General features: G+C 39.4%; 19 protein-coding genes. 7 read left to right on the top strand and 12 right to left on the bottom strand.

Annotated features, from left to right (window positions below):
* Window positions 1–104: 104 nt before the first annotated feature.
* Entirely contained in the window at window positions 105–4403 is a 4299-nt protein-coding gene (locus F7732_RS00990; protein ID WP_420837669.1) for a S8 family serine peptidase, read from the top strand.
* 111 nt (window positions 4404–4514) lie between these two features.
* Here the strand turns inward: F7732_RS00990 and F7732_RS00985 are convergent, their stop codons facing one another.
* From F7732_RS00985 to F7732_RS00975, 3 genes are all read right to left on the bottom strand, one after another.
* On the bottom strand, window positions 4515–4643 hold the full coding sequence (locus F7732_RS00985) for a YjcZ family sporulation protein (protein ID WP_151571857.1): 129 nt from the start codon (window positions 4641–4643) through the stop codon (window positions 4515–4517).
* Window positions 4644–4697: 54 nt separating this feature from the next.
* Window positions 4698–4805 (bottom strand): YjcZ family sporulation protein, encoded by a 108-nt coding sequence (locus tag F7732_RS00980; RefSeq protein WP_080846924.1) that lies wholly within the window; start codon window positions 4803–4805, stop codon window positions 4698–4700.
* A gap of 167 nt (window positions 4806–4972) precedes the next feature.
* Window positions 4973–5518, bottom strand: coding sequence for a GbsR/MarR family transcriptional regulator (locus F7732_RS00975; protein WP_151571856.1), 546 nt, complete (start codon window positions 5516–5518; stop codon window positions 4973–4975).
* Between the two features lie 397 nt (window positions 5519–5915).
* Between F7732_RS00975 and F7732_RS00970 the strand changes: the two genes are divergently transcribed.
* Together F7732_RS00970 and F7732_RS00965 are read left to right on the top strand one after the other, a co-directional pair.
* Window positions 5916–7199 carry a quaternary amine ABC transporter ATP-binding protein gene (locus F7732_RS00970; RefSeq protein ID WP_151571855.1) on the top strand — a complete coding sequence of 428 codons (1284 nt, stop codon included), beginning with the start codon at window positions 5916–5918 and terminating at the stop codon, window positions 7197–7199.
* Window positions 7199–8044, top strand: a complete 846-nt coding sequence (locus F7732_RS00965; RefSeq protein ID WP_151571854.1) for an ABC transporter permease — start codon at window positions 7199–7201, stop codon at window positions 8042–8044. Before F7732_RS00970 ends, F7732_RS00965 begins: the two co-directional genes overlap by 1 nt.
* A 197-nt stretch (window positions 8045–8241) precedes the next feature.
* Here F7732_RS00965 and F7732_RS00960 read toward each other — a convergent pair whose 3' ends face one another.
* Window positions 8242–9789, bottom strand: coding sequence for a flotillin family protein (locus tag F7732_RS00960; protein ID WP_151571853.1), 1548 nt, complete (start codon window positions 9787–9789; stop codon window positions 8242–8244).
* Window positions 9789–10337, bottom strand: coding sequence for an NfeD family protein (locus F7732_RS00955; protein ID WP_151571852.1), 549 nt, complete (start codon window positions 10335–10337; stop codon window positions 9789–9791). The genes F7732_RS00960 and F7732_RS00955 overlap by 1 nt, the downstream gene beginning before the upstream one ends.
* Before the next feature lie 222 nt (window positions 10338–10559).
* On the opposite strand from F7732_RS00955, the gene F7732_RS00950 reads away from it, so the two are divergent.
* A complete protein-coding gene (locus F7732_RS00950) occupies window positions 10560–10859 on the top strand; it encodes a hypothetical protein (RefSeq protein WP_151571851.1) in 300 nt (99 codons plus the stop codon).
* A 138-nt stretch (window positions 10860–10997) separates the two neighbouring features.
* Window positions 10998–11792: a glycerophosphodiester phosphodiesterase gene (locus F7732_RS00945; RefSeq protein WP_161598819.1), complete on the top strand. Its 795-nt coding sequence runs from the start codon at window positions 10998–11000 to the stop codon at window positions 11790–11792.
* A gap of 303 nt (window positions 11793–12095) precedes the next feature.
* Here F7732_RS00945 and F7732_RS00940 read toward each other — a convergent pair whose 3' ends face one another.
* On the bottom strand, window positions 12096–13556 hold the full coding sequence (locus tag F7732_RS00940; protein ID WP_151571849.1) for a protein adenylyltransferase SelO: 1461 nt from the start codon (window positions 13554–13556) through the stop codon (window positions 12096–12098).
* Between the two features lie 156 nt (window positions 13557–13712).
* On the bottom strand, window positions 13713–14447 hold the full coding sequence (locus tag F7732_RS00935; protein WP_151571848.1) for a protein-glutamine gamma-glutamyltransferase: 735 nt from the start codon (window positions 14445–14447) through the stop codon (window positions 13713–13715).
* A gap of 184 nt (window positions 14448–14631) precedes the next feature.
* On the opposite strand from F7732_RS00935, the gene F7732_RS00930 reads away from it, so the two are divergent.
* Window positions 14632–14865 carry a hypothetical protein gene (locus tag F7732_RS00930; RefSeq protein WP_151571847.1) on the top strand — a complete coding sequence of 78 codons (234 nt, stop codon included), beginning with the start codon at window positions 14632–14634 and terminating at the stop codon, window positions 14863–14865.
* 175 nt (window positions 14866–15040) lie between these two features.
* The gene (locus F7732_RS00925; RefSeq protein ID WP_151571846.1) at window positions 15041–15277 is read left to right on the top strand and encodes a helix-turn-helix domain-containing protein; all 237 of its coding nucleotides are present in this window, start codon (window positions 15041–15043) and stop codon (window positions 15275–15277) included.
* A 25-nt stretch (window positions 15278–15302) separates the two neighbouring features.
* On the opposite strand, the gene F7732_RS00920 is transcribed toward F7732_RS00925, so the two are convergent.
* From F7732_RS00920 to F7732_RS00900, 5 genes are all read right to left on the bottom strand, one after another.
* Entirely contained in the window at window positions 15303–15905 is a 603-nt protein-coding gene (locus F7732_RS00920; RefSeq protein WP_151571845.1) for a response regulator transcription factor, read from the bottom strand.
* A gap of 2 nt (window positions 15906–15907) precedes the next feature.
* The gene (locus F7732_RS00915; protein WP_151571844.1) at window positions 15908–17023 is read right to left on the bottom strand and encodes a sensor histidine kinase; all 1116 of its coding nucleotides are present in this window, start codon (window positions 17021–17023) and stop codon (window positions 15908–15910) included.
* 1 nt (window position 17024) lies between these two features.
* Entirely contained in the window at window positions 17025–17768 is a 744-nt protein-coding gene (locus tag F7732_RS00910; protein WP_240056492.1) for an ABC transporter permease, read from the bottom strand.
* Entirely contained in the window at window positions 17743–18672 is a 930-nt protein-coding gene (locus F7732_RS00905; protein WP_151571842.1) for an ABC transporter ATP-binding protein, read from the bottom strand. The genes F7732_RS00910 and F7732_RS00905 overlap by 26 nt, the downstream gene beginning before the upstream one ends.
* Window positions 18673–18846: 174 nt before the next feature.
* Window positions 18847–19548: an exonuclease domain-containing protein gene (locus tag F7732_RS00900; protein ID WP_151571841.1), complete on the bottom strand. Its 702-nt coding sequence runs from the start codon at window positions 19546–19548 to the stop codon at window positions 18847–18849.

Below are 19548 nucleotides of genomic sequence, written 5' to 3'. Positions count from 1 at the left end.
GTGTAATGAGGTTGCTGCCGTAAATATGTATTTACAGGAGGGAAAATAATTTGAAGAGAAAAAGAGGTTTTCGATGGTTAAGTATTTTACTTACAGCTATTCTAATGCTCCCCCTTATGCTTCCAACCAGCAGTTTTGCTGAAGGCAATGGGTCACCTCACACTTCATTTAGAAAGGCAGCCGTAGAATCTGTACAAAAGAAAATCAGCAGCTCCTTATTAAAACAATTCAGTAAGGAAGACGAACAAGTAACATTTTTACTGAAATTTAAAGAACAGGCAGATCCTGCAGCTGCAGCTGTCAAAGCTGGAAAGAATGCTGTCAGTCAAAATGCATCTCCTGCAAAAGCAACTTATATGAAAAGATCTGCTGTTTTGTCCTCTCTAAGATCGACTGCAATTGAAACACAAGGTTCCGTAACAGACTTCCTTAATAAGCAAGAAGAACTTGGAAAAGCCAAGAATGTACAATCTTATTATATCGTCAATGCAATGGCGGTTACTGCAACCAAAGATGTATTAGAAGAACTGGCTAAATTCCCTGAGATCGAAAAAATCCTGCCAAACGAAACAAGACAGCTATATAAGCCAGCAAAAGAAAAGCAAAAAGCATCTCTACAAGTACAGCCAGCAAAAGATGCAGAGACAAATGCAACAGAGTGGAATATTGATCGTGTTGGAGCACCTGCAGTATGGGAAATGGGAGTCGACGGTGCTGGTACTGTCGTTGCCTCTATTGACACTGGTGTTGAATGGAATCACCCTGCTTTAAAAGATCAATATCGCGGATTTAATCCTGCTAATCCAAACCAGGCTTCACATGAATTTAACTGGTTTGACGCAACAGCTGGACAGACAACTCCTTATGATGATGATGGACATGGAACACATGTTACAGGGACAATGGTTGGAGCAGAACCTGATGGAAGCAACCAGGTTGGTGTAGCTCCTGGTGCAAAATGGATCGCTGTTAAAGCATTCACAGCTGATGGCGGCACAGATGCTGACCTGCTGGCAGCAGCTGAATGGATTTTGGCACCAAAGGATGCAGAAGGAAATCCACACCCTGAATACGCACCAGACGTCGTTAACAATTCTTGGGGAGGCGGCCCTGGTCTAGATGAATGGTACTTGCCAATGGTTCAGGCTTGGCGTGCAGCAGAAATATTCCCTGAATTCTCAGCTGGTAATACAACATTATTCAATCCAGGCGGTCCTGGTTCTGTCGCTACTCCAGCGAACTATCCTGAATCCTTTGCTACTGGTGCAACAGACATAAACAATGGATTAGGCAGTTTTTCTCTATTAGGTCCTTCTCCATATGATGAAATTAAACCTGATATTTCTGCTCCAGGAGTAAATATTCGTTCTTCTGTACCTGGCGGCGGTTATGAAGGCGGCTGGAACGGCACATCAATGGCAGGACCGCATGTCTCTGCAGTTGTTGCTCTCCTGCGCCAAGTGGATGCAAGTCTAACTGTTGATGAAATAGAAGAAATCCTAATAACAACTGCTACACCATTAACGAATGGCACATATACAGCAGTTCCAAACAATGGTTTTGGTTATGGACTTGTTAATGCTTTTGACGCCGTTTCATCTGTCCTGACTGGACTAGGCACTTTAAAAGGTCATGTCGCAAAAGAAGGTAACGATGAAGAAGCTCCTGTAATTGAACATACTGCACCTGAAGAAACATTTGCGGGAATGGATTTAGCATTACAGCTGCAAGCATCTGATAATGTCAGCATTTCGCAGATTGAACTCCAATACTTAACCGAAGAAGGCAGCTACAGCACGATCCAAGCTGAACGAGTTTCAGGAGATTATCAGAATGGAACGTATGAAGCTGTCATTCCAGGAGAAGAAATTGCCGAGCCATCTGTGTCTTATAAATGGAAAGCAACAGACTTCGGCGGAAATGGTGTTGACTCAGACACGTACGAAGTTTCCGTAGTTCCAGGAATTACAACAGGCTATAGCCAGGATTTCGAATCAAATCCTACTGGCTGGACATCATACGGTGAAGGGAATAGCTGGGAATGGGGCGCTCCTGTTTCGGGTCCTGGCAGTGCTTCATCTGGTGAAAATGTCTATGCTACTTCATTAGCCGGAAACTATGCAAACAACGCAAATATGACATTGCTGATGCCGCCAGTTGATCTCCCAGAAGGCAATTCTTATCTCCAATTCAAGCAATGGCATAATCTTGAGCGTAATTATGATTATGGTCATGTATTTGTTTCAACAGATATGGAAAATTGGACACAGGCTCTTCGTGTCAATGATGTAACGGCTTCTTGGACTGATGGAGAGGTTGATTTAAGTGAATATGCAGGACAGCGAGTATATATCGCATTTAACGTTACTTCTGATGGATCTGTTCCGCGTGAAGGCTGGTATATTGATGATGTAGCTCTTTCATCTGCACCTTTGGAATCTGCATCCAAAATCAGCCTTGGTGTAAATAGAAATACAATGAACCCGAGCGGCAGCAGTGTTGCTCTAAAAGATAAGAAGATTGATCCAAATAAAATTCTGCCTGCTTTCAGCAAAGAATATGACCAAGAAAAAGGCGACAAAGACGCAGCTCCAGTTCTTCTTCCGATCAGCGCCAAAGTAAGTGTCTTAGAGTCTGGCCGCTCTGTAACAACAAATCCAGCAAATGGGGCCTATTCTTTTGCACACGCAGCCGGTGAATATACGGTTCTTGCAGAAGCATATGGCTATCAGTCTGCAACACAGACTGTTGTCATTGAACAGGATGGTGAGACAACAGCTGACTTTGTTCTAGAAAAACTTGCACAAGGAACCGTTTCCGGTACTGTTACAAATGAAGCTACTGGTGATCCAGTTGCAAATGCTACCCTGCTGTTAGTTGAAGATGGTGCAGTCTCACCTGTTACAACGGATGAGAATGGACAATACAGCCTAACTGCCTATGAAGGTGAATATACATTAAGAGTAATGGCTCCTTCCTTCTATAGCCAGGAAATTTCCGTGAATGTTTCAGGAGATGCAGAGCAAAATATTCAATTAAAACCTTTTATCGGCTTTGAAGGTGAAATTGGATATGATGACGGTACTGCTGAAAATGCACGTGCATTTTATGATGCTGGTAACGGCTGGGCTGTGAAAATGTCTTTAGCTGAAGGACATGATCAAGCAATGGTAACTGGAGGTTTATTCCGTTTCTGGGATACAGAATGGCCAGTCCCTGGTGGAACTGACTTCCAAGTAGAAGTGTATGATGCAGACGGCACAGATGGTGCTCCTGGCACGAAACTCGCCGGTCCATTTGATGCAACCGCATTGCGCAATGGAGAATGGACGCATGTTGACTTAACGGAACATGGCATTACAGTAGATGGCGACTTCTACTTAGTCTATATCCAAAGCAATATTAATACTGCCTCACCTGGCCTCGGAACGGATGAAAATGGTCCAAATGCTGAAAGAAGCTGGCAATTCGTTGGCGGAGCATGGTCACCGGTTCCTGCTGAGGAAGGAAATTACATGATTCGTTCTGTAGTCAGCTATGAACTAACTGCTCCTGTTATTACTTCACCTGCTGATGGTTCATTCACAAATAATAAAACGGTCTCCATTGAAGGTACTACCGCTCCAAATGTAACAGTTTCCATTTTCAATGGTGATGAAGAAGCAGCTCAAACTCAATCTACAAGTGAAGGAACTTTCTCTGCCGAAGTGCCATTAACACAAGGTGATAATACGTTTACGGCGAAAGTAACAACAGAAACTGGTGCTACAGATGCTTCCCAGCCGGTAACCATCATTTTTGATGATACGAAGCCAGAACTGGTTATTAAAAGCCCTGAAAATGACTCAAAAACAAATAAAGAAACGGTGACAGTAGAAGGTACAGTAACTGATGATCACCTTGACTGGGTTAAAGTAAATGGCAAAAAAGCAAAAGTTGAGGATGGCCAATTCTCCCTGAGGCTTCTGCTTGAAGAAGGAGAAAATGACATTAAGGTCATTGCTCAAGACAAAGCAGGCAACCGCATCAGAAAGAATGTCACAGTTGATGCGAAGTATACTGCACCGGTAATTGAGAATCTTGTGCCAGCAGAAAATCTTGAACTTAAAAAAGGCGAATCTGTAAAAATTGAATTTGAAAGTGAACCTGGACTAGATGCTACCTTCAGCATCAGAATGCCTTTAACGAACGCAGGAGCTCAAGTTTCAAATGCTACAGAATTACCTATGATGGAAACATCTGATGGTCATTATGTAGGCTATTACACGGCAACTTCAAATGTAAAAGCACCTGGAGCAGAAATTGAAGTGAAAATTACAGATGATTATGGCAATGAAAGCCGTGAAGTAGCTGAAGGAAAACTTTGGATTAACTCAAAAATTAAGTCAAATGGCAAAAAATAAGTCTTTTCTAAGTGTTTCTTGCCATTAGCAGCAAAAAAGCATGCCTATCCATACTTGGCATGCTTTTTTGCATATAAGAAACAAGGTAAACCCGCAATACCTTTGCCTCAATTAGAAGTTAAAGCAAGCTGCTCCAACAATAATTAATAGGATGAATAACACAACGATTAATGCGAAACCGCCGCCATATCCACCACCGTAACCGCAGCCGCCATAGCCATATCCGCCATAACCATACATATTAAATGTCCTCCCTTTTTTGTATATAATTCTTGTTAAGCATCGTGTTTAATATTAGTAGCCGTATCCGCCGTAGCCCCAAGAAGCACCAATGATAATTAATAAAATAAACAATACAACTAGCAGAGCAAAACCTCCGTTGTATCCGCAGCCTTCTGACATAGTCAATTACCTCCTTTGTTTGTTTCCATATATCCTATTCACTTAAGAGAAATTGTGCGCTAGACGAATACACATTTTTGCTGAAATTAACTCCTCCTCCTTCTAAAACCTGATGGTGATGCTTTTTTCCAGCTCAAAAAAAAATAAGCACTGCCTAAAAAGGGTGCTTATTCATTATTTGAGTTATCTTTTTTTATATAGTTAAAAATTTCTCCTGATTCAAAACTGGTTACCAACCGATTTAACCAATCATAATAGTCAAGAGCTGCAGTTAACTTCTCTATATCCTCTAATGCCTCCAGCCTAACCTTTTCATCTGTATCAATAGCATTAACCATACTTTCCAGTTCTCTTTTAGACTTTTCCATCGTAGTTATGCTCATAGTGATACTTGGTCTCCATCTAATTGAAAACTGATCAACAAAGGTCTGGTGCCAATCACCTTCTGCTTTGTATAAGTCCTTTCTTTCTCCTTTGCGCCATACCTTTTCAACCATTTTCAATTCCATTAAGCTTCTTACGGACGTGCTCATGCTGGTCTTGCTCATACCAAGCTCTTCCTTCATTTCATCTAAAGTCATTGGCTGATTCTGAAAATACATTAAGCCATAAAGCCTGCCAATTGAATCACTTATTCCGTATAAATTCATATTTTTTGCAATTGTTTCTATAACACGTTCACGAGCAGCAGAAAGCTGTTCTTTTTCATTCATATTTATTCACATCCATTACCTAACTTAATGAGACCCATCTTCGAGTTCACCTTTTAAGGTTTAAGCTCTTTCAATAATAGACCTGCAGCTTGAAAACATTCTTCAGTAGGGGCGTATCAACCATTATTTCTTACAAGAAATAATGGTTTTCTATAGAATTATTTCTAACATTCTTAATATAGATTATCATTTTATAAATAAAAGTAAAGATGGGACATATTTAGCATTGGGGAGGAATTTAGAGGATTTATAAGCATATACTCAATACAGTGTATACAGTTTTTTCTGTACAAACTTTATGCATGTATACAGCAGAATATGCAGTTTGCCATGAGTAACGCATTCATTCTACAATTGAAAGGTCTTATGACACAGGAGAAAAGAACGGGGTGAAAATATGAATGAAGAAAATGCAAAGATAAGTATCCGAAATGTATCGAAAATATTCGGAAAAAACACAAAAAAGGCCATTCAGCTATTAAATAATGGCGCAAACAAAACAGATATTCTTAAACAAACTGGCGCAACAATCGGGGTAAATCAAGCTGCCTTCGATATTTATGCTGGTGAAATCTTCGTGATCATGGGTTTGTCAGGAAGCGGAAAATCCACTTTAGTCCGCACATTAAACAGACTGATTGATCCAACAATTGGCGAGGTGCTAATTGATGGAAAAGATATCACAAAGATGAAAAAAGATGAATTAAGAGAAGTCAGAAGGAAAAAAATAAGTATGGTTTTCCAAAAATTCGCACTTCTTCCCCACCGCACTGTCCTTGAAAACGTTGAATATGGCTTAGAAATTCAAGGAATCGCTGAAAATACAAGAAGAGAAAAAGCGAGTGATGCATTAAAGTTAGTAGGATTAGATGGTTATGAAAAGCAATATCCAAGTCAGCTTAGCGGCGGTATGCAGCAGCGTGTAGGTTTGGCGCGGGCACTTGCAAATGACACGGATATCTTACTAATGGATGAAGCTTTCAGTGCACTTGACCCATTAATAAGAAAAGACATGCAAGATGAATTGCTTGAGTTGCAATCCACGATGTCAAAAACCATTGTCTTTATTACACATGATTTGGATGAAGCATTAAGAATCGGAGACCGCATCGCACTGATGAAAGACGGAGCTGTTGTCCAGATTGGGACACCAGAAGAAATACTAATAAATCCTTCTAATCAATATGTTGAAAGATTCGTAGAAGACGTTGACCTATCAAAGATACTAACAGCAAGCCATGTAATGAAACGGGCTGAAACCGTACAAATTGACAAAGGGCCGCGTGTTGCAATTGAAATGATGAAAAAATTAGGTATTTCCAGTATATACGCAGTCGATAAAAAGAAAACACTCCTTGGTGCATTAACAGCTGATGATGCCCAAGAAGCGATCAATTCAGGGAAAACACTCCAGGAGATCATTAAACGAGATGTTCAAACCGTGGCAGAAGATACCCTTTTAACAGACTTATTCGAGCAAGTGTCCCAAGCAAGTATTCCAGTAGCAGTTATTGATGTAAATGGCCGTTTAAAGGGAATTTTAGTTAGAGGAGCAGTCATTGGAGCACTTGCTGGAAATAATGAAGCCATAAACTATTTACATAATAATGATGGTGACGCTCTGTTAAAAAAGAATGAGAGTTTAGAAGAACAGACAAGTAACTTCAAGGAGGGGTTATAATGGAAGGTTTGCTGCCAAAACTCCCGCTTGGAGATTGGATCGATGCATTTGTTGACTGGTTAACGGTTACGTTTGAATTTATTTTTGATGGAATTACTGTCGGGCTGGAAGGAATTGTTGATGGCTTGTTAGCAGGTTTAGAACTGATCCCATCTATTATATTGATTATATTAGTAACAGCGCTGGCTTGGTGGCTGGCTGGGAAAAGTATTGCCTTGTTTACATTGATCGGACTATTCTTAATTGAAAACCTCGGTTATTGGGAACCCATGCTGGAAACTCTGGCATTAGTATTAACTTCCGTATTCATTACAGTTATTATTGGATTACCAGTAGGCATCTGGGCATCTCAGAAGAAAACTGTCAAACAAATCATTACCCCAATGCTTGATTTCATGCAAACAATGCCAGCCTTTGTTTATCTCATCCCTGCCATCTTTTTCTTTAGCATTGGAGTAGTCCCTGGTGTTGTTTCATCTGTCATCTTTGCAGTACCTCCTACAATCAGACTTACCATATTAGGTATTCAGCAAGTGCCAGCAGACATTATTGAAGCGACCGAAAGCTTTGGTTCAACGACAGGACAGCGTCTAATGAAGGTACAGCTGCCGCTTGCAATGCCAACGATTATGGCTGGAATCAACCAAAGTATTATGCTTGCCTTATCCATGGTAGTTATCGCGTCAATGGTCGGTGCTCCAGGACTTGGGGCAGAGGTTTATCGTGCTGTAACCCAGATTCAAATTGGGACAGGATTTGAAGCAGGTTTAGCGATCGTCATCATTGCCATTATTCTGGATCGTATCACGCAGAATATTGGAAAAAGGAAAAAAGTTAAAAAATAATTGTTAAAAATTTTATCAAAGGTTATACCCCTAACATGTTAGACGATACTCTAAGATGTTAGGGGTATTTTGGGTGTTTAATCTAGACATCGTCATATGCCTTGAATCAGCTTTCTTTCTCATGTGCTGCTCTGATTACATCTGAAAGTGTAAAAAAGCGGCAGGCAAGTGATCACTTGCCGCCGCTAACATTTAAATTACTCTTGATTGCTTTCTACTAATTCGCCTGCTTTGTCTTCTTTATCCTTAAGTTCATATGTCAGCTGATCAATACTGCTTCGAATGTTTCCTTTTCCAGAAAAATTCTCCAGAAGTTCCTTAACGTCAATGCCTGAAGAAGCTTTCAATGTTTCCTGCATAGTAGACATCAGGTTTGTTGCATAGCCTGTCACTTTATTGGCTCCCCCATTTGCGCTGTCGCTGCCTGTATCAACAACTGTAATTTTATCAATATTGGATAATGGGCTAGCAAGCTCCTTGGCATATTCAGGAAGCATCTTTAAGACCATATCCATAATTGCTGCCTGACCGTACTGATCGAATGCTTCGGCAATTTTGCGCTTTGCTTCTGCGTCGGCTAAACCTTTTAGGCGGATGATTTCTGCTTCCGTTTCCCCTTGTGCTCTTTCTGAATCTGCTTTAGCCAAACCGTCAGCTCGAATTCTTTCAGCTTCAGCACGCGCTTCTGCTTCGACTCTATATTGATGGGCATCTGCATCAGCCATTTGCTTGCGTTTACTTGCTTCTGCCTCCTGTTCAACTGCATAACGATCTGCATCTGCTTTTTTCTTAACTTCTGAATCGTATTGACGCTCTCTTCTTTGGATCTCTTTTTCTTCTAACTCAATTTGCTTTTGACGCTCAATGATCTTAATTTGCATTTCCTGCTCAGTAACTTCCTGCTTCGAGCGCGCTGTTTCAAGGTCATATGCCTGGTCAGCACGGGCTTTAGCAATATCCTGCTCTCTTCGGTACTCTGCAATTTTCATTTGATTTTCTTTTTCCGCTTCAGCAATTTCAGTTGCACGCTGAAATTCTGCACGCTTTGCTTCCTTATCAGCCTCAGCCTGCTGAATTCTTGTTTCTTTTTCAGCGATGGATGTAGCAATATCTGCATCTCTTTTAACCTGAGCAATTCTAGGTTTACCTAGTGACTCGAGATAACCATTCTTATCACGAACATCTTTAATCGTAAACGAAACAATGATCAATCCCATTTTAGCAAGATCCTGTGATGCAACCCGCTGAACTTCCTGAGAAAACTTGTCTCGATTTTTATATATTTCTTCCACTGTCATGGAACCTAGAATAGACCTTAAGTGACCTTCCAGCACTTCTCTCGCTTCATTTTCACGCTCTGATTTCTCTTTGCCAAGAAATTGTTCAGCAGCTGTTGCGATTTCTCCGATGGACCCGCCAATTTTAATAATTGCCGTTCCATCAGCCATAACCGGAACACCTTGCTCTGTATATACTTCAGGAGTTGATACTTCAAGCTTGCTTGATAGCAAGCTTAATGGTTCAGCTTGCTGGAATACCGGAAGAACAAATGTACCGCCTCCGCGTATTATCTTAATTTTATTTCCTGATTCATCCACATGCACATTCTTACTTCCTAAAAAGCTTCCTGTCACGATCAGCGCTTCATCAGGTCCTGCCGTTCTGTATTTCGTAACAAAGACACCGATTAAAGCAATTAATAAAAACGCTACGATTCCAATAACAATCCAGATTGCATAATCCATTATTTTAGTTCCCCCTTATCGATCCCTATTCTATTTTCCGGCACTACATATAGAACTCCACCTTTAATATCTACTACTAAAACCTTTTCGCCCTCTTTTATGACACCATTATGAAAGCAGGCAGCTGGCTTTGAAATTCTGCCGCTATAGCTTTCAATTAAAATTTCTCCGTAGCCATCCTCGGGTATGGATATTAATACGGTCGCAACTCTTCCTCTTAATGAATCCTCACTATATGCGAGCGATTCTTCAGCTGAAGACAATGGAATAAGTACAAATACATTTAAAAGCGTATCTAGCCCAAGCGCAATCCCCGCCGATATGGCCATTATTAACAGGCTATTTAAGGAGGTCAGCAATTCAAATAAATAACCGGATGCCGACATAAAGGTGATAAATGCCAGTATCAGAACTGGATGCAATATTCCAAGTGCCTCCCCAGCTCCTTCAAGCATGTCACCAAATAAAACATATAAAATGATTAAGCTTCCAGAAATAATAAGTGCATAAAGATAAAACGTCTCAAGCGATAGGCCAAAAATCTCCATCTACACCACCCTACCTATACCAAATTAATTAAGTTATATCCTCTCGCCTCCTCTCTGTTTCCTGTTACCTGTAATACGGATGAATAGGAAAAAGGTTTCAAAATAATACAAATTTTACAAATGTAACAAATAGTTATTCTAATGCTAACTCAGTCATCAAACTTTCTTATCCTGCATATTTTATTTCATGGCAATTGGAAATATAATGGAGGTATAGGTTGAATGGCTAGATCTGATAAATATACGCAGAAAAAAAGTCCTTTTTGGCTGATTGTTCTCTCACTGTTCTTTTTATGTATAGCGTCTGCAGCCAGTATTTATTACTACGCAAGAAGTCAGATTGTGATTGAGGCACCTAAAGAGAATTTAGGTGAAAAAATCATCATTACTCTTCCAACTGGAAAAAATATATATACGTTTGAGAATTTAATCATTGAGGAAAACGGGAAACTTCTGTATAAAGGAGAGCGCAGCACACTTGATTTAACAGGTGGGGTTGTTGTCTATGAAAATTGGGAATGAAAAATACATTAACCTTACATCCAATTCTCTTAAATTGGAAATCAGTTATCCAAGCTTAGGGACGATGGTAGCGACGATGTGGGACAACTTCAGTTTTAATTGACCCGCTTGAAAAATTTAAAAATGAGGAGATCTATCTTGAAGTTATTCAAAAGAGCTATTTCACATACGACCGCTTATTTTAGGTCTGCAATTGGCATCAAAAATCAAATGGAAACACCCTTTAAAACAATCGCCCATAGAGGTGCATCTGGTTATTGCCCGGAAAATACACAGGCAGCCTTTGACTTGGCAGTTGAAATGGAAGCTGATTATATAGAACTTGATCTCCAGCTTTCAAAAGATGGAGAAATTGTTGTAATTCATGATTTAAAACTGGATCGCACAACGAATGGTAAAGGCAGGGTTATTGATTATACTTATGAAGAGCTCCGTCAGCTTGATGCAGGTTCTTGGTATTCCAATGAATTCGCCGGTGAAAAAATCCTTACTTTTGAAGAAGTGCTCAACTTATATAGAAATAAAATTGGTTTACTGATCGAGCTAAAAAAACCTTCAGCCAATCCAGGCATTGAAGAAATGGTTGCTTCCATTCTTAAGAAACATAACTGGGAGAGCTGGGGTGAGAATCAAATTATCATTCAATCATTCGAACAAGCTGCCATGAAAAAAATGTGTTCACTGCTGCCTGGTTTGCCTATTGGCGTATTAATCAACTATCCGATTAAGAAGAGCGAAGCAGAGGACATTGCAAAATATGCTGAATACCTGAATTTAAAATGGACTTTAGTCAATAAAAAAGTACTGTCCTACCTTGCAGCTTATAACTTAAAAACCTTTATTTGGACCGTTCGTACAAAAAAAGAGCTCGAGCAGATTAGACAATATCCAGTTGACGGCATTGCCACAGATTACCTGAAACTGTTTAAATGATCTTCAGGAAATAGCAGATCTTCATTATGTTGAAAGTCCTTAGTAAAAATGACGATAAAATGAAAAAACAAAATATTCAACCCAATATGTGAGTAATTAAAGCATTCGTTAAGCGATTTCAAAATAAGCCCGTTACATTACTGCGGGCCCTCGCTTCCGTGGGGAGAAAGCTGAAACCTCTTCTCGCTTTCGCTCCAATAGGTTTTCCCCCCTTTACTCTCTCTCCCGCAGTAGTCGAGTATTCACCACTCTATACAACTCAGATTTATCTAACTTTATTTTCCAATAATTTCATTCCCATATTCAAGTCCCACAATAGGTTACATATGGCTGGTCTGTAGCAGCCGGAGCGTTTCTATACTTCTGCTGTATCGCTCTTGAATGTGAATATGGCTGTGAGAGAACTTGCAGCAGTTCATTCATAACCTCATATTTACCACTTTCCTCAGCTGCTTTAAGTGCTTCTTCAACCAGATGGTTTCTCGGAATTACAGCTGGATTATGTTTTTTCATGAGTTCTTGAACTTCTTCTTTACTATTAGTTTGTCTGCTTAACCGTTTTTGCCACTTTTCATGCCAATTCATAAAGTCTTCTTCATTAAATAACAGATTTTCCGCATGAAGATGGAACGTGAGTGCAAGAAAGGTATTGGTAAAATCAGCATGATGTTTATGCATAATTTCCAATAACTCCTTAATCAGGTTCGCATCTTCTTTTTCATCATGAAATAAACCTAATTTTTTTCTCATTCCTTCAAGCCATTTCATTTCAAATGCAGCAGAAAATCCGGAAATTGCCTCTTGTGCAAGTTCAAGCGCCTTTTCCTCATGATCATCTAGGATTGGCAAAAGTGATTCAGCAAAACGAGCCAGATTCCAAGCTGCCATATATGGCTGATTACCATATGCGTATCGGCCTTCTCGATCAATTGAACTAAATACAGTCGAAGGATCGTATTCATCCATAAATGCACAAGGCCCATAATCAATTGTTTCTCCGCTAATCGCCATGTTATCTGTATTCATTACACCATGAATAAATCCAACTAATTGCCAATTGGCAACAAGCTCTGCCTGTCGTTTTATGACTTCTTCCAAAAAGGACAGGTTAGGGTTTGAACTGTTTTTCACACTTGGATAATGCCGATCAATAGCATATGATGCTAAAGCCTGCAGATCATCCTTATTCCCAAAAGCAGCCGCATATTGGAACGTACCGACGCGCAAATGGCTAGAAGCCACTCTTGTTAAAACAGCACCTGGCAGGACCCTTTCCCGCTGAATATTATCACCTGTTAAAGTAACAGCCAGACTTCTTGTGGTTGGGATTTGAAGAGCATGCATCGCCTCACTAATAATATATTCTCTAAGCATAGGGCCTATCGCCGCCCTGCCATCTCCACCTCTTGAAAATGGCGTTCTGCCTGACCCCTTTAATTGAATATCCATGCGCTTTTCTTCTGTTACTTGTTCACCCATTAATACGGCTCTTCCATCTCCAAGCATATTAAAATGGGCAAATTGATGGCCAGCATAAGCCTGGGCAAGCGGTTCGGCATGCTCTGGAAAGCGGCTACCTGATAAGATTTCCGCCCCGTCCGCTTTTTGCAGTAAGTCGGAATCCAACTGCAGGGAATCTGCTAATGGTTTATTAAATATCACTACTTTTGGATCAGATACAGGATTGGCATCCATCTTTTTATAAAAGATAGGCGGTAAGTTTACATAACTGTTGTCAAAATTCCATCCGTACTTATCTTTCATATCAATCACCTTCCTTCGTTCATCTTTCTGCATGTATGTATTACATTTTCCTCTTCCTTTAAGGAATTATCCTCATTTTCATCATCATACCATGTAATTTTTTTATAATGGAGAAAGATGCTTATCCCCCGTCCTAATGAAGGGGGATAAATGCTATTATGCGATAGGATGAGGAGCAAATTGTGCTAAATATTTTGCATTTAAACGGCTATGCTGCGGGAGAAGATAAGCTGATTGTGTTGCTCCTTCTTTTCTTAAAGTATTAAGGGCATCAATCATTCCCTTTGAACTTTCCATGCCTATTCCATGTCCGAAAAACGAATCTCCACCTAAATAAATGCAATTCTCCCCGGTCCAGACGGGGTGATCGAAATCTGGATTATAAAAGTAAACTATATCCCCGGGGATATAATCTCTGCCTTCTTTTGTCACAATTCCTAAATCATGATCATAATTCCAGTCCCATACAAGCAGCCCCTGAAATAAAGTATTAAATCGGCTTGTTGCGATCGAAGATAACACCGCTTTATAGCACATTAAGACAATAGCAGTCGTACATTCAAATGCATACTCCCTGCTGTTTTTATATACATCTATAATGGCATCTGATGGAAGAACAGCTGGATTTAATAAGTAGCCATATTTAATTTTTTTCCAAATGGCAGGATTAAATTTTGAGGTTGGAAACGGCGCAAATTGAACTTCACTTTTATGCAAATCATTGGCAGCTTGGATAATATTCTCTCTAAGCGTTATTTCAAAGTAAAGTTCATGAAGTGTCTGATATTGATGAACAGTCGGACTGTTTTCAAGAGCAAGAACAATTTCACGCTGTATCCCCTGGAATTGGCTAATATCCGGCTTGCTGGCATAGTTAATGATTACAGACAACGGGGTACCCTCCTTTATGCCATGCTGCAAAAAACATGAATACTTTAATAATTTATGGGTTTAAGGTAAGAAGGGTTCCACTGAAAATGAGAATTCGAAAGGAATCTACCATTAACTCCTTCAGATGTTAAAACGCTCTCATTTTGGGTATAGGTAGATTAAAATATGGAGGGAGAAGGTAACCATGAACGATGACAAAAAATATGATCATCCTGAACAATATAAAACCGATAAAGAAAGCCTTTTTGATAAATTTGAATCAGAAAAAAATGTCGACCCGCTGCCTGTCGAAGATTTAAACGAAGAAGTGAAAGAAGAAGAAGAAGGAGAAAAAACAAAAGACAGTTCTTCAACACAGAAAAAATATGAAGCTGATTTTAAAACGATTAAAAAGAAAAAAATATTCGGCGGTGATTAGAAGTAATACTTCTAGTAAATCCTATAAAATCCAGCACTGAGAGTCAGTTTCTAGAACTGGCTTTTTTTCCTTGCCAAACGATATAACTTCTAATGAATTACTTTGACAAGGAAGCTAGTAAGTGCTAAATTTTAAGAATCATAGAGAAGTTTTAAAGATTATGAGGTGTTTTATAGTGGATAAAGAAGTTATTAAATTTATCAGACAAAGCTATAATATGACGCAACGTGACTTTGCTCGCATTGTCAGCTGCAGTTTTTCACTAATTGCTTTAGTAGAAGTTGGAAAAAGGAGAGTCACCGAAGACTTGGAACATAAAATTAAAATGGCTTTTGACATAGATGATAAACAGCTTCAGTCGATCACTTCCCTTATTTCAGAGTTTAGCAAAGGAATTCCCCCCTTTATGTAATGGCTGGTAGTCCACTAAGCAATCACTAAATCCAGCCCTTTTCTTCCGCGCTAGAAATGGCCTCAATTCTGTTTTTAGCCTGCATTTTGCTGATGATTTCTGACATATAATTTCTGACAGTGCCATTTGATAGAAAAAGACTTGCTGCAATTTCTTTTGTTGTTTTACCTTCAGATGCTAATCTTAATATTTCCTGTTCCCTGTGGGTAAGAGGATTCTCATTTCTCATGGCTCCAAAAATTAACTCTGGTGCATACTCTTTCTTTCCTTTCATAACATTGCGAATGGCTTCAGCTAATTCGTCACTTGAACCATCCTTTAATAAATAGCCAGAAACATTTGCGTTTAACGCTCTTTCTAAATAACCCGGCCGCGCAAACGTAGTTAAAATAATCATTTTACAGGGATGATTTTCCCGATTTAAGGTCTCAGCTACTTCAAGCCCATTTTTATAAGGCATTTCAATATCCAATAAGCACACATCAGGATGTAATGAATAAACCTGTTCTAATGCTTGCCTTCCATTTTCAACTTGACCTATCACTTGCAGATCCTCTTCAAAATCCAGCAATGTCCCCAGTGCACCTCTTAACATGCTCTGATCTTCAGCAATTAATATTTTTATCATCACTATCCCCCTGAAACGACTGGAACATATATTTGAACGGTTGTTCCTTTGTCATTTTTCACTTGCAGCTTTCCTTCAATAAGGCTTAAACGTTCAGCCATACCTTTTAATCCGTTACCTTCTGTCTGCTTTCCAATCATACCTCTCCCGTCATCCATTATAGTTAAGTACAAGGCACCATCATCCTTCATAATATCCAGCATGCATTTTTTAGCTTGACTATGCTTTACGATATTTGTTACTGCTTCCCGGACACACATGCTCAAGATACTTTGCAGAACGATTGGAATTGTATTTACATCTGTTCTTTCCTCTACTTCATAGGTAATGCCCGCTGCATGTAAAAGTGCCTCTGCTTCAATTATTTCTTCTGCAAGTGTTTTTGTTCTCATTTCAGAAACAAGCTCTCTTACTTGCATTAAGGCAATTCTTGACGTTTTTGCAATCTCTAAAGCTTCATCTCTTGCTTTTTGTGCATCCTTATCAGTTAACTTGCCAACTAATTGGGCTTTTAACGTAATCAGTGATAATGTGTGTCCGAGCGTATCGTGTAAGTCTCTGGCAATTCGCAGCCGTTCTTCTTTTTTGACTAGTACTTCAATTCGCTCATTTGCCTCTTCCAGCTTTTTTTCTAATTCCAGTTTTCGATACATGGAACGAATGCCGAATGGACTGGCTATCATAATTACAATAAACATAAACAAAATATAATAACCATTTGATAGAACATATGGTAAATGCAGCAGGATTGGAAACAAAAGAGTGATGGTTAAACCACCCAATGCATAATAAAATGTGCGTTTCTCTGGAAACCAAGCAATAAAATGAGCCGTGAAAAACCCCAGAAAAAGAAAGTTCAAATTATAAAAGACTGATAATATAAGAATAATCAGGAGCTGGCCAACGATCCACTGATGAAACATATGTCCCTCAATTAAAAAATAGAGCTTTCGATAGGATATAAAAAAAATAAACAGCAGAAGATAACCAATAAACATTTTCCAGCCTTGTTCGGTGCTAATATAATAAAAAGGCATTATAAAATAGATAAGGAAGACATATGGAAAATAACCATATCTTTTTGGAAATATTTCAATCTCCCTTATCTTTTTTAACATCTTACCCCACCGCCGCTTCTTGTTTTTTCCTTATATAAAATGATAGTATCATAAAAACTGCCAAATATGCTGCTAGAATCACGACATTATTCCATTCCGGCAGCTCCCCTTTTACAAGCAGCCATGCCCCATTTCCATAATTATAAGCCGGAAGCCATGTTGTAATATTCTGTATGAATTCCGGAAGAATATCTATTGGCATCCAAAGTCCGCCTGTAATAGCAAAAGCAAGATAGAGAACATTACTGATTCCTGAAGCTGTATCCACTTTCTTCATATTGCCGATTAAAATTCCTATAGCAAGGAATGGTAAAGAAGCAGCCAAAATCCATAAACCGCTTGATATCCATTCAACTGCACTTAGATCAACTCCATTTATAAGTGCACCAGCCAAAAAGATAATGACAATGGAGAAAATATGAATAAAAGTCTGACCCGCCATCTTGGAAATAAAGTAGACCGTGTCGGACAAGGGTGTGATCCGCATAAACATTGACCATCCTTTAGCTCTTTCTTCGACTAGCCGAATACCCAATGTCATGATACTTGTTCCCATAACACTGAAAACAGTCATCGACATTAAATAATGTGCCTGCCATTCCTCCTGGTTGCCTATTCCAGTATTAAATATTCTTGTAAAGAGTGTGTAAAAAAGGATAGGCATAAATAACGACCAAAACACATAATAAGGATTACGCAGGATCCTAATAATCTCCACCCTACACTGCGTTATTAACATTTTCAATGTCATCTGCTCCTTCCTGTGCTGTCAGCTGTTCAAAAGCTTCATCAAGCCGGCCGCTCTCAACCAATATTTCTTTTATATCTAGCTTTCTGCTAAAGATTTCAGCTAACACAACGTCAGTATATTCAGAAACAAGATAGAAGCGATCACTTTTTTGGTAAACTTCCGCTACAGCAGGAATGGACCTTAACTCTTCGAACGATGGCGCATTTTGACCTGGTACAAACGAAACCGATTGCCTTGACAATTTTGACTTTATTTGTACTGGTGTTCCATCTGCAACTACCTTTCCTTTTTGAAAGAGGATAATTCGATCAGCAGCATCATCCGCTTCCTGTAAGTAATGTGTGGTGAACACAATCGTTTTTCCTATACTCTGGAGCTCCTTTACGGTATTCCAGAACTTACGCCTGCTAGAGATATCCATGCCCACAGTGGGCTCATCAAAGAAAAGCAAGTCAGGGTCACCAGCTAGCGCGAGAGCAAATGATAACCCTCTCTTCTGACCTCCTGAAAGCTTATCTGCTCTTTTTTTCATATCCTCCTCATTCAATCCGGTTAAAGTAACCAGTTCATGAATGGATAGGGGTTTAGGGTAATAGCTCCTGAAAAGCTGCAGAATTTCACGCACTGTTAAAGCATCAATGACACTCACCTCTTGAAGCATTGTGCCAATTCTCTTTCTTACCTTTATTTCTTTCGGCGGGGATCCAAATAAATTGACCGTTCCGCTGCTTGGCTGGAGCAATCCAAGCATCATCATGATCGTTGTCGTTTTACCGGCACCATTCGGACCTAAAATGGCAACTATTTCTCCCTTTTGTATCGTCAGAGTAACGTCATCGACAGCCTTCATCTCTTTAAACTTTTTTGTAACTCCATTTAATGTAATAATCGTCTCCATTTTTTCACACCTCCATTGTCAACTTCATACTACAATAATGCTATGAATGCCTTTAGTGGATATTGTCATTTATTTGAGATGACAATTGTCATAATCTACTGACTAAGTTTCTTTGCAATTTTATGTTTCAAATAAAAAACCCCCAACAGTCTGTCGGGAGCAACACATACTATTTCATTTTTTGGCGAGCATTTCATAAACATCATTCATATTTTGACAGCCTAATGTTTCAACGTCTTGGCAATATTTTAACCACAGCTTGGCGGTTAGTATGGCGTCACCAAGAGCGTGATGGCGATTATATACCTCAATTCCATGCCGTTTACAGCAATCTTCCAGCTTAATGGACCTTTCTTCTTGTTCCACAAGCCGATATAGAAATGATGTATCAAACAAACGATGCCTGAATGGTGTTTTGAAATTTGCCCAGCATACCTGCTGCATAAATTTTTTCTCGTGACTGCTATGATGAGCAATAAGCGGCAAATCTTTAACATACTTAAAAAATTGCATTAAAGCATCCGTAATCATAGGAGCATCTGCAAGGTGTTCTTGTTTGATTCCAGTTAACAAAGCGATCTCATCTGATAGCGTTTTAGACGTATGAATTAGCGTGTAAAAGGACTCATTTTCTAAAAGCTCACCATTTTGTATTTTCACTGCACCAATTGAAAGGATTTGATCTCCTTTCTCAGGGTAAAAACCAGTTGTTTCGATATCAAAAACGACCGCATTTAACCTTCTGAGCGGCATGTTCATGATATCATTAGCTGCAATCTCCCGCTGCAGCTGCCTCATATATGCGAGATGCTGTGAATTCTCTTTAGAGAGACCGCCAAAGAGATTCCTGATCATTTTCCATGGTTCATTCACCAT

It is taken from the genome of Bacillus mesophilum (assembly GCF_008923265.1).
Lineage (GTDB): Bacteria > Bacillota > Bacilli > Bacillales > Cytobacillaceae > Cytobacillus > Cytobacillus mesophilum.
The sequence above is the reverse complement of the archived record's forward strand: the minus strand, read 5'-3'. Positions and strand labels throughout refer to the sequence as shown.